Annotated in this window: 7 protein-coding genes and 1 tRNA gene; 6 read left to right on the forward strand and 2 right to left on the reverse strand. The window is 60.7% G+C overall.

Translation table 11 applies throughout. The features are described 5' to 3' along the window. Nucleotides 1-453: 453 nt before the first annotated feature. On the forward strand, nucleotides 454-1,044 hold the full coding sequence (locus GGD88_RS17885) for a hypothetical protein (protein WP_184438044.1): 591 nt from the start codon (nucleotides 454-456) through the stop codon (nucleotides 1,042-1,044). Between the two features lie 22 nt (nucleotides 1,045-1,066). On the opposite strand, the gene GGD88_RS17890 is transcribed toward GGD88_RS17885, so the two are convergent. Then, complete coding sequence (locus tag GGD88_RS17890; protein ID WP_184438046.1) at nucleotides 1,067-1,837, reverse strand: hypothetical protein; 771 nt, start codon at nucleotides 1,835-1,837, stop codon at nucleotides 1,067-1,069. A 1,231-nt stretch (nucleotides 1,838-3,068) separates the two neighbouring features. Here GGD88_RS17890 and GGD88_RS17895 point away from each other — a divergent pair. From GGD88_RS17895 to GGD88_RS17915, 5 genes are all read left to right on the forward strand, one after another. After that, complete coding sequence (locus GGD88_RS17895; protein ID WP_184438048.1) at nucleotides 3,069-3,614, forward strand: recombinase family protein; 546 nt, start codon at nucleotides 3,069-3,071, stop codon at nucleotides 3,612-3,614. Between the two features lie 1,431 nt (nucleotides 3,615-5,045). Further along, the gene (locus GGD88_RS17900) at nucleotides 5,046-5,312 is read left to right on the forward strand and encodes a hypothetical protein (RefSeq protein WP_184438050.1); all 267 of its coding nucleotides are present in this window, start codon (nucleotides 5,046-5,048) and stop codon (nucleotides 5,310-5,312) included. 112 nt (nucleotides 5,313-5,424) lie between these two features. Beyond that, on the forward strand, nucleotides 5,425-6,831 hold the full coding sequence (locus GGD88_RS17905; RefSeq protein ID WP_184438052.1) for a hypothetical protein: 1,407 nt from the start codon (nucleotides 5,425-5,427) through the stop codon (nucleotides 6,829-6,831). Between the two features lie 156 nt (nucleotides 6,832-6,987). Further along, on the forward strand, nucleotides 6,988-7,371 hold the full coding sequence (locus tag GGD88_RS17910) for a hypothetical protein (RefSeq protein WP_184438054.1): 384 nt from the start codon (nucleotides 6,988-6,990) through the stop codon (nucleotides 7,369-7,371). A gap of 535 nt (nucleotides 7,372-7,906) precedes the next feature. Beyond that, the gene (locus GGD88_RS17915; RefSeq protein WP_184438056.1) at nucleotides 7,907-8,617 is read left to right on the forward strand and encodes a recombination protein NinG; all 711 of its coding nucleotides are present in this window, start codon (nucleotides 7,907-7,909) and stop codon (nucleotides 8,615-8,617) included. 554 nt (nucleotides 8,618-9,171) lie between these two features. On the opposite strand, the gene GGD88_RS17920 is transcribed toward GGD88_RS17915, so the two are convergent. Then, nucleotides 9,172-9,245: transfer RNA gene (locus tag GGD88_RS17920), tRNA-Gln, on the reverse strand. Nucleotides 9,246-9,420 lie beyond the last annotated feature (175 nt).

Consider the following 9,420-nt stretch of genomic DNA (forward strand, 5'->3'; position numbering starts at 1 on the left):
GTTATAAACCGAATTCGCACCGGGCTGGGGGCATGCCCCCAGCCCGGTGCAAGCGCGGCTCACCCAGTCTCACATCTGCCTGGACCTACACACCCTCCGTTACCCGAGGAGGGTGCGCGGATAGCCCGCGCTGGTAAGCCGGGGGCGAATGGTCGGAGGGCCGTGACGTGGCTTTCGAGAGCAGCCAATCTACCGAGGAACTGTTAGCCGCCATTGGGTTTTGCGCGGCCTACCTACCGGCGTCAATAAATCTTCGGGAGGAAGAAAAAAAGAAATAAGGGCACCTCGAAAAGCTCAATCCCGGTGAAATCGGTCTCTTTGTTTCTCAATGGGTCGAGATTGGAAAGGCGGGCCGTTTTCGATGTTCTTCGAGGTACCCATAAACGGCCCATAGCTAATGCTCGGCGTTTCAAAATATGGAGATCAATGGCGATGCGATCTTTAAAATATTGTATGCTGGCTGCCCTTTTTTTTATTTCCAGCGTTTCTGTTGGTGAATCGAATGACGGCAATTGGTATAAAGACCAAGAATTAGGAGTTAGTTTTTATTATATGGGAGAAATGGTACCTACTGAAACTATCATGCCCACCACAAAGTTTGCTGTCAATTGGCTCTCAAGCCCTTCTGGGCACTTAATAGCGAGCTGCTTTCTAAGTAGTGATGGACCGATACCTGTAGCAGCCGAGAAGGCGAGAACCGATATGCTTCTGGATATTGATAGATCTTCTGAAATATGGGCAAACGCAATGAGAAAAAAGGGAAATGTTGAAATTACAGAATACCGACCAGTTAAGATTGACGGAATTGACGCACTGTACATAGTGGCTAACATAGAGCAAGAAAACTTAGAAATGGTAACTACCTTGAAATACTATACGCTATGGACTTACTGGAGGCACAGCAGAATATCACTAAACTGCGCCACCTCGATTCATAAAGACAATCTTGCGGAGATGTCACCTCAAATGGCAGAGGAGACAACAAAAAAAGTTGAGGGCGTTATTATTTCGACATTGCGGACATTAAGGTTCCATCTAAAGTAGCGGCAGATTCATGGGGGCACACTCACAGGTTGGAGCGAAGAAAAGCTCGTTTGGGCCAGGGTTGTGGAAAGTGTTTTTCGAGGTGCTCTACGTGAGGTCGTAAGGCGGTTTCGGGACGGCCCCGCCTATAATCAGCGCCAAACCGCACGAAATGTAAAGCGTATGCGGGCTTTTTTGCGTCCACCCTCCCCAGGGCGTCCCGGGCATAGGAGGCCAGGAACCATGCCACGTCTCGGGGTTCCCGGAGGGCAACGGTCTGGGTCATGGCGCGGCGAAGGTACTCTTCAAGGGCCTGTCCAACCTCCCCGGCGAAGACCCGGGGCTTGGCGACACGGGACCAGAAGTCGGCTTCTGAGGTGGCAAGGCGGAGGCTTTCCAGCTTCGCCGGGTTGCCGTCATCGTCCTCTCCGATCAGCACGAAGTCCCGGTAGTTGGTCACCAGGACAAGGCGGTAGGTGGCCCAGTAGCGGGACACCTGGGAGGTCTTGGCCGTGACCCAGGCGTCATCGGACACCTTCTTGACCTCGACCACACCGCGTTCGGGCAACTGGCCGGGACGGGGGTGGCCTCTCTGGATTTGGTTCCGGGTGTAGAGACCGAAGTCCGGGTGACCCGCCCCAGCTTCCGCCAACTGGGAGACACTGACCACCTTCGGGGCCAGGGCGTTGCCCACCGCGTTCAGAAGGGTTTCCAGGGCACCGTAGTACGAGGTCTCCCCGGTGCCACCACCCGTGGCCTGGATTTCACCGAGGCGGCGGAAATAGGCTTCTATGGCGGTGGCAGTAGGGGGCACGATGGGGTCCTTTTGGTCGCTTCGCTGTTCGCTTCGCTGGTGGTTCGCGGGTCATCCTACCGGAAGACACCGGTGGGCCTGAAGACCAGAAATGCGGTTGATGGCGGCATGGCGGTCTTGATCGGGGAACACCCGGTTTTGTTTGGTGCAAAATCCTGAGAGGGCATGAAGATCATTGCCACACCACCGTCCCCCCTCTGCCCCCCTGGTGGACGCGAGGGCCTGCCCTGGGGGAGACAGCAGGGGGCATGGTGTCTCACGTGTGAGACAGGGACGGAGGTCTATCCACCCATTGGCGCGGTCGGTACCCTCCAAGGCGGCTATGCCGCTATCCACCACCCTCCCCACCAGGGATGCCCCTAGAACGCCCTAGGATGGCCTGCCGCTTCGCTGGTGAGTGGCCTTCTCTGTTTCCCTGGTGGTTGGGTAGCCCTGGGGGAAGATGGCCCTGTACCAGCGAAGCGGCGGGCTTCCTAGGGGGCTTGCTGAACGCCAGTGGCTGCCGCTCAACGGCCTTCGGCCATCCGCTGGAACGCAGTGGCTGGGATGTCGCCGCGCTGTACGGCGACGTGACACGGTGTCGCATCGGCCCTGGTGGTCTCCCTGGCCGCTATCCACCACCCCGTCCACCAGCTAGCGACATTCGCCGCATTGGATGCCCCTAGAACGCCCTAGGATGGCCTGTGAGTGGCCTTCTGTGTTTCCCTGGTGGGATGGTAGCCCTGGGGGAAGATGGCCATTCAGCGGGCTTCCTAGGGGGCCTGAGGTAGCGCCATGCTGTGTGGCGATTGGGCTTGCCGTGCTGTACGGCGGCGCTCCACCGTGAAGCACCGTCCCTGGTGGTCTCCCTGATCGCTCCCCCTGGTGGCCTCCCTGGTGGACACCGGTGGCCTGAGGTAGCGCCATGCTGTGTGGCGAGTGGGCTTGCCCCTGGTGGTCTCCCTGTCCGACATCGGTCCAGATTTGAACCGGTCTCCCTGGTGGACACCGGGTGGCCTGGGGTTTGTTACACGGTGTCGCAAACCTCCCCCGGCAGTTCGCTGCACCGTGCGGCAAACCCTGTCCTCTTGGGGTACACCCCAGTCGGTCACTTTCATCGGACACCTGACCCCAGGGTTTCCGTGTCCGATTTGGGTTGCTTTTGGGTTTTCGGACAGGGTAAGGTCCGTGGTCTAGAACCTATTCGGACACTCGCGCACGGGTGGGTAGACAGAGAGGAAAGACCGATCACATGACCAATGTTGGCTACATCCGGGTTTCCACCGTGGACCAGAACACTGACCGCCAGTTGGCCGGGGTGACCGTAGGGAAGACCTTCACTGACAAGGCCAGCGGGGGCAGCAAGGACAGACCGGCCCTGGATACCCTCCTTGAGTACGTCCGGGAGGGGGACACCGTGCATGTCCACTCCATTGATCGGCTGGCCCGGGACCTGGGGGACCTCCTGTCCCTGTTGCAGACCTTCACCGGCAAGGGCGTGTCCGTGGTGTTCCACAAGGAGCGCCTGACGTTCACCGGAGAGGACAACCCGTTCCAGACCCTCCAGCTTCAGGTGATCGGGGCCGTGGCCCAGTTCGAGCGGGCCATCATCAAGGAGCGGCAGAGGGAAGGGATTGCGAAGGCGAAGACCAGGGGCGTCTATCGGGGCCGGAAGCCGAGCATTGATGTTGCCCAGGTGAAGGCGATGCACCAGGACCGGGGGCTTTCTCCCAGTGCCATCGCCAAGGAACTGGGGATTGCCCGGTCTTCGGTCTATCGGGTTCTGGGGGTGTGCTGAAAAACCTTACCACCCGAAATCTCGGGTGGTTCGTAGAGCGGCACGATCACGTCCTGCGGGATATCGACCAAGCCATTGAAAACATTAGCTCCTCAAATCTGAGGAGATCTCCTCAAATCTGAGGAGGTCTCCTCAAATCTGGAGACACCCCCTCGGGCTGGTTCGTCGAGCGGCACGATCACGTCCTGCGGGACATCCGGGATATCCGGGACACATTGCACCCAGATTTGGGTCCAATGGCGTTTCCACCCTTTCGGCTGAAATCTCAGCCCAATGGTTCCGGCCCTTAGCCCTGAAATCTCAGGTCAATGGTTCCGGCCTACCAAGGCCAAGACGAAGGTGGGCTTCGGCGTCCGCTTGGACGATGCCTTCGACATGACCCGCGATGGCTTCAACCCTGTTGGTCATGGGTTACACCGGGGCCAAGGCGATGGGCTTCAAGCAATCCAATTTTGGATTGGTTTACGTTCAGCGAACGCAAACCTCCAGCATGGACGAGTTGGCCTTCTTCGGACCCCTTTGCAGTCGCCGCCTGCAAACCTCCAGCATGGACGAACTGGAGTTTTTGGCGCCGTACAGCGTGGCGCCAATGTCGCCCCACAACGGGGCGCTTACAGGGGACACGAGTTCACCGCCTACTACCTCAACGAAGAACAGGCCCTCCTGGTCTGCACCCTGTCCCGCACCCCGGTCTCCAAGAAGGTCCGCGCCATTGGCGCCCTTAAGCGGGGCGCCAATCCCCACCTGTCCAGCCACTGCATTCAGCGGAGCGGCCAGCCACTGCGTTCCAGCGAAGCGGCAGCCTGGGAATTACCTCCACCGTGGCCATAAATACCGGCGAGCGTGGTCGCCCATCGGAAGCCTACTACCTCAACCGCAAGCAGGCCCTCTTCATCATCACCCAGGCACTGCGTCCACCAAAGGCCCCCTAGAATGCCGAGAAGCGGCTAGGGAAGCCCGTAGGAAGCCCGCTGAGTGGCCTTCTCCGCTTTCCTGGTCTCATCATAGCCCGAAGAGAGAAGGCCCCTCAGAGGCCCGGAAAACGCCGGGAATGAGGTGGTCTAGGTGTGGTGGGTGGAGGGGGGGTGAAGGCTACCAAATCTATTATCCCTCACTCTAGGAAGATGGTGCGACTTTCGGGCCAGTGTCCCTGAGGTTACCCCTTCCCCTTGGAAGATGGTGCAACCTTCCAGCGGAGCGGCGGATCACTGTCCAGCCACTGCGTTCACCCTAGATGCAAGCCATTCTCATTTGCAGAAGGGTGGGCCTCAGGGTGGGTGTATCGGTCGTTTTCCGAAGGCTGCACTACCCACCATCCACCCACCATCCACCCACCTACCACCCACCATCCATCCACCTTCCACCCAGCCACTGCGTTCACCATCACCCCTCTATATGCGAACCATTCGCATTCCCAGAAGGAAACCCATCATGCCCACCAGAAAAGAGGCCAACGGAGCGGCCAGGGTCAACCTCAAGCCCACCAATGGGATCGTCCGAACCAACATCGGCATGACCCCCGCTGATCGCCGGGTGTTGGACAACATCATCCGGGCCTATGAGACCGAGAAGGGCATCAGCCCGTCCCAGGCCGTGGTCTTCTCCATCGCCCTGAACCTCCTGGCCTCCGAGGTCCGCCGCTCTGCTGGCCGGGGAACCCTGCCGCTCCACCCCGATCTTCGCCCCTGCCATCCGTAGGGGCCACCGTCCCCTGTCATCGCCCTCAGCGCCCTGTCCGGGCCTGGGGGTTTTTCTTTGCCCAGCCACTGCGTTCAGCCGCTGCGTTCACACCAACCGGATCAACACCACCATGACCACTCCGACCATCACCGTGATCGACGCCATCATGGGCGCGGGGAAGACCACCTTCGCTCATGCGTCCATGAAGAAGACCGTGGCGGCCCACCCCCAGGCCGCTTCGCGGCTTTCCAACCCCACCTGGGACGACTACGCCAGCGAAGTGCCCAGCGAAGCGTCCAACGACAACGCCCCTGTTCCTGCCCCCCGGTTCATCTACGTCACCCCGTTCCTGGATGAGGTCCAGCGGGCCAAGGATGCCTGCCCCGACCTGGACTTCCAAGACCCCCGGTCCATCGACGGTCGCCCCAAGTGGCTACACTTCGAAGCCCTGTTGAAGGACGGGCAGAACATCGCCACCACCCACGCCCTGCTTCCGTTCCTGTCCGATGATGGCATCCAGGCCATCCGGGATCATGGCTACAGGCTGGTGGTGGACGAGGCCCTGGAGGGCATCGACCTTCACCGCACCCTGACCACCAAGGAGATCGACCACCTGCTTCGGGAACGCTGGATCGTGGTGGACCCGGACACCGGGGCCGTCCGGTGGATTTATGGTGACCACCAGGGCCACCGCTTCGAGGATGTCCAGAGACTGGCCCGGACCGGCTCCCTGTTCCTGGTGGAAGGGAAGTTCCTGGTCTGGGAGTTCCCCAAGGCGGCCCTGGACGCCTTCCGGGAGATCACCATCCTGACCTACCTGTTCGAGGGCTCCACCCTGTCGGCCTACTTCCGGGCCAATGACTACCCCTATCGTGTCCTGGGGATCGACCGGGACGGCACCCTACGGCCCCGGGAGGAGGTGAACGAAGGCGCCATCAAGGCGGCGATCCGCCAGCGGCTGACCGTCTATGAGGGACCGAAGAACGCCATCGGTGCCTTCAGGCCCAAGGGTGCCAAGCGGGGCAGTCAGAAGTTCACCGTGGCCCACCTGAGCGGCATGTCGCCCGAGAAGATGAAGACGGTGGCGACCACCGTTCGGAAGTTCATCGAGCGGGACGCCAAGGCCCCGGCCAAGGACGTGGCCTGGACGACCTTCAAGGAGTTCAGGGAACGCCTGACCGGACGAGGGTTCAGCGACCCCGATTGCTTCATCCCGGTCAATGCCCGGGCGTCCAATGACTGGTGCCACAAGACCACCATGATCTACCTCGCCAACAGGTTCCCGAACCCGGTGCTGACCCGCTACATCCAGGACAAGGGCCAGGATCATTCGGCCGACCTGTTCGCCTTGTCGGAAATGCTCCAGTGGCTGTGGCGGGGGTGCATCCGGGTCCAGGATGGCCCGTCCATGACGGTGTTCATCCCCTCCGAACGGATGCGCTCCCTGCTGAAGGCATGGCTGGAGACCGACACCATCCCGGAGCTTCTGGAGCGCCTGGACGGTGGGGTGGGGAAGCTGGCGTCCCCAGCGGCCTGATTTTCCATTCACTTTCAACAGCTTACAGACCCCTGCCGTAAAGGGAGGGGGGAGGGTTTTTCATGGTCAGCAGACAGGGAAGGAGGATCATCAGACCATAGGATCATCAGACCATCGGCCCGGATGGTGAACCCGGATGGGAGTGAAAGGGCGAAGGTGGCCGAACAGGGCAATTCGGCTAAGTCCTTGAAACTGAAGGAAAGAAAAATCCATTTTCCCAGGCAAACTCTAGGGAAGAAGGATTATTCTCCGGCAGCGATGCAGGCCAAGGACGGTCGGGCCAGGGCCAAGGGCACCCGACCCCTCGACCGGCTGGCCGAACTCCTGGGGCACACCACCAAGGACACCCTCCCGTCCGATGAGGTGGAGTCCCTGACCGGTGTCCCTTCCTTCAAACTCCCCCAGGCCCTGAAGTCCAACACCGTGGCCCCCTATGTGACCGCCTTCGGGTGGTCCTTGGTGTCGGCCAAGGAGGTTGGTCTTCCCGGGAAGCGGAAGGTGTTGGTCCAGCGAAGCGGCAGACAGGGGCAATCCGGCTAAGTCCTTGAAACTGAAGGAAAGAAAAGCCGATTTTCCCAGGCAAACTCTAGGGAAGACGGGCTTTTCTCGGGGTGGTGGATAGCGGCATAGCCGCCTTGGAGGGGGGCAATCCACCCCCCTTCCACCACCCTCCCCAGGTCGGGGTGAGGACGCCAGCTTCCTCAGCAGCCTGATTTCCCTTTCACTTTCAACAGCTTACAGACCCCTGCCGTAAAGGGAGGGGGGAGGGTTTTTCATGGGTGACAGCCACTGCGTTCAGCCACTGGCGTTCCAGCGGAGCGACCAGCCACTGCGTTCAGCGGATGGCCGAAGGCCGTTGAGCGGCAGACAGGATGAAGGGCCAGGACAGATGACAGCAGAACCAACAGGACAGCAGACACCCACCACCACCACCACCGCCAGCAGGTTCAACCTCTTCCGTGGTGATCAGCCCCACGGGACTGGTCAGAAGAAGGCCATCAAGCCGGAGGTAGGACCGGCAGTTCACCGAAGCAAACAGCGAATGACCCCCCCGAAACAGGGCGGTCAAAGAGGGATGACCTTGAAGGAGGTCTGGGAGGAGGCCAGGGAAGCGTCCAGGGAGGCCGGGAAAAACATCGCCAACGATTTTTCTGGCCCTGCCGCTCCACTGGACGCTTCGCTGGTCGCTCCACTGGACGCTTCGCTGGACGCTCCGCTGGTCTCCAAAGTGGCCTTGGAGGGCCATTTTGACCAAGCCCCCAGGGAGACCAGGGAGGCCCACACAGAGCCGTCTTCCCCCGAGGCTACCCAACCACCAGGGAAACAGAGAAGGCCACTCCTGGGGCTTCCTGGGGCCGGGAAGGGGGACGCCGGTGGTGAGGAGGGGGTGGTGGTCAGCCAATGTGCCGAGGTCGGCACTTTTGACCAGGACACCGGGAAGGGGGACACCGGTGGTGAGGAGGCCAAGAAGCCCATGTTCATCCACACCTTCGACCCGGAGACCGGGGAGGAAGTGGTGTGGAAGTGGGTGGTAGTGAGTGGGGGGAAGTGGTCGTTGGTGGTGGTTAAGACCCGCACCTGTACGCTTCGCTGTAAGCACTGTGGGAAGGAGTTCGTCCCCCCGGTCCACCAGCGGAGGACCTACTGTTCCCCTGAGTGTTCCGAGGAGGGGCAGAAGAAGCGTGTCCGGGAAGCCGTGCGGAGGTGGAAGCAGAGACAGAAGCAGAGGAAGGTCCGGATCGACACGTCCGCGAGGTCCGAAAAACACCCCGCGGGAGGTTTTTGAAAGGGACGGACCTCCGTCATTTTGGAGGCCCCTGTCCGTCTTCGCATGATGTGAAAACGAAACCGTGGTTCCGGTGTTACCCAGGGTGACACTGGGGTCTCAAATGCGAAGTGCGGTTCGCTTTTCACAACACGGACCAAACCTCGTCCCACATCTCAACCAGCCAATTCCTGGTCACTCCCACGGGAGTGGGTAGACCAGCGTCCAGCCACTGCGTTCACCCTCCCAACAGAGGATGCCCCTAGAAGCCACTAGGAAGCCCGCTGAGTGGCCTTCTGTGTTTCCCTGGTGGTTGGGTAGCCCTGGGGGGAGATGGCCCTGCCGCTCCGCTGGTACGGGCTTCCCAGGGGCCATCAGCGTTGAGGCCGAAGGGGGTGACCCGGACAGGCTGAACGCCAGTGGCTGCCGCTCCGCTGAACGCAGTGGCTGGAACGCCAGTGGCTGCCCGGTCCAGGCACAGCCCCACCGTGGCCCGGCATCGTGTACCACAATCGTGTACCGGGGTTCAGGTTATCCACAGGATAAGTTATTGATTTTGTTGAATAAATGGGGTCTGGCTGGGGCGCCAGGATTCGAACCTGGGATCGCGGGACCAAAACCCGCTGCCTTACCGCTTGGCTACGCCCCATCCCGCCGGCGCGGGGGACGCCGGGACAAGAGGGATGGCACCTTGTCGAACGGCCGGGCGTGCGTCAAGAGTGAACCACAGCGGTGTATGGGTTCAGGCTGCCTGAGACTCTGGAGAAGGCTCCTTGAGAGCGTTTTGAAGGTACGCGAGCGGGGTCAGGCCGTTCAAGGCGCGA

Source organism: Roseospira goensis (assembly GCF_014197795.1).
GTDB classification, from domain to species: domain Bacteria; phylum Pseudomonadota; class Alphaproteobacteria; order Rhodospirillales; family Rhodospirillaceae; genus Rhodospira; species Rhodospira goensis.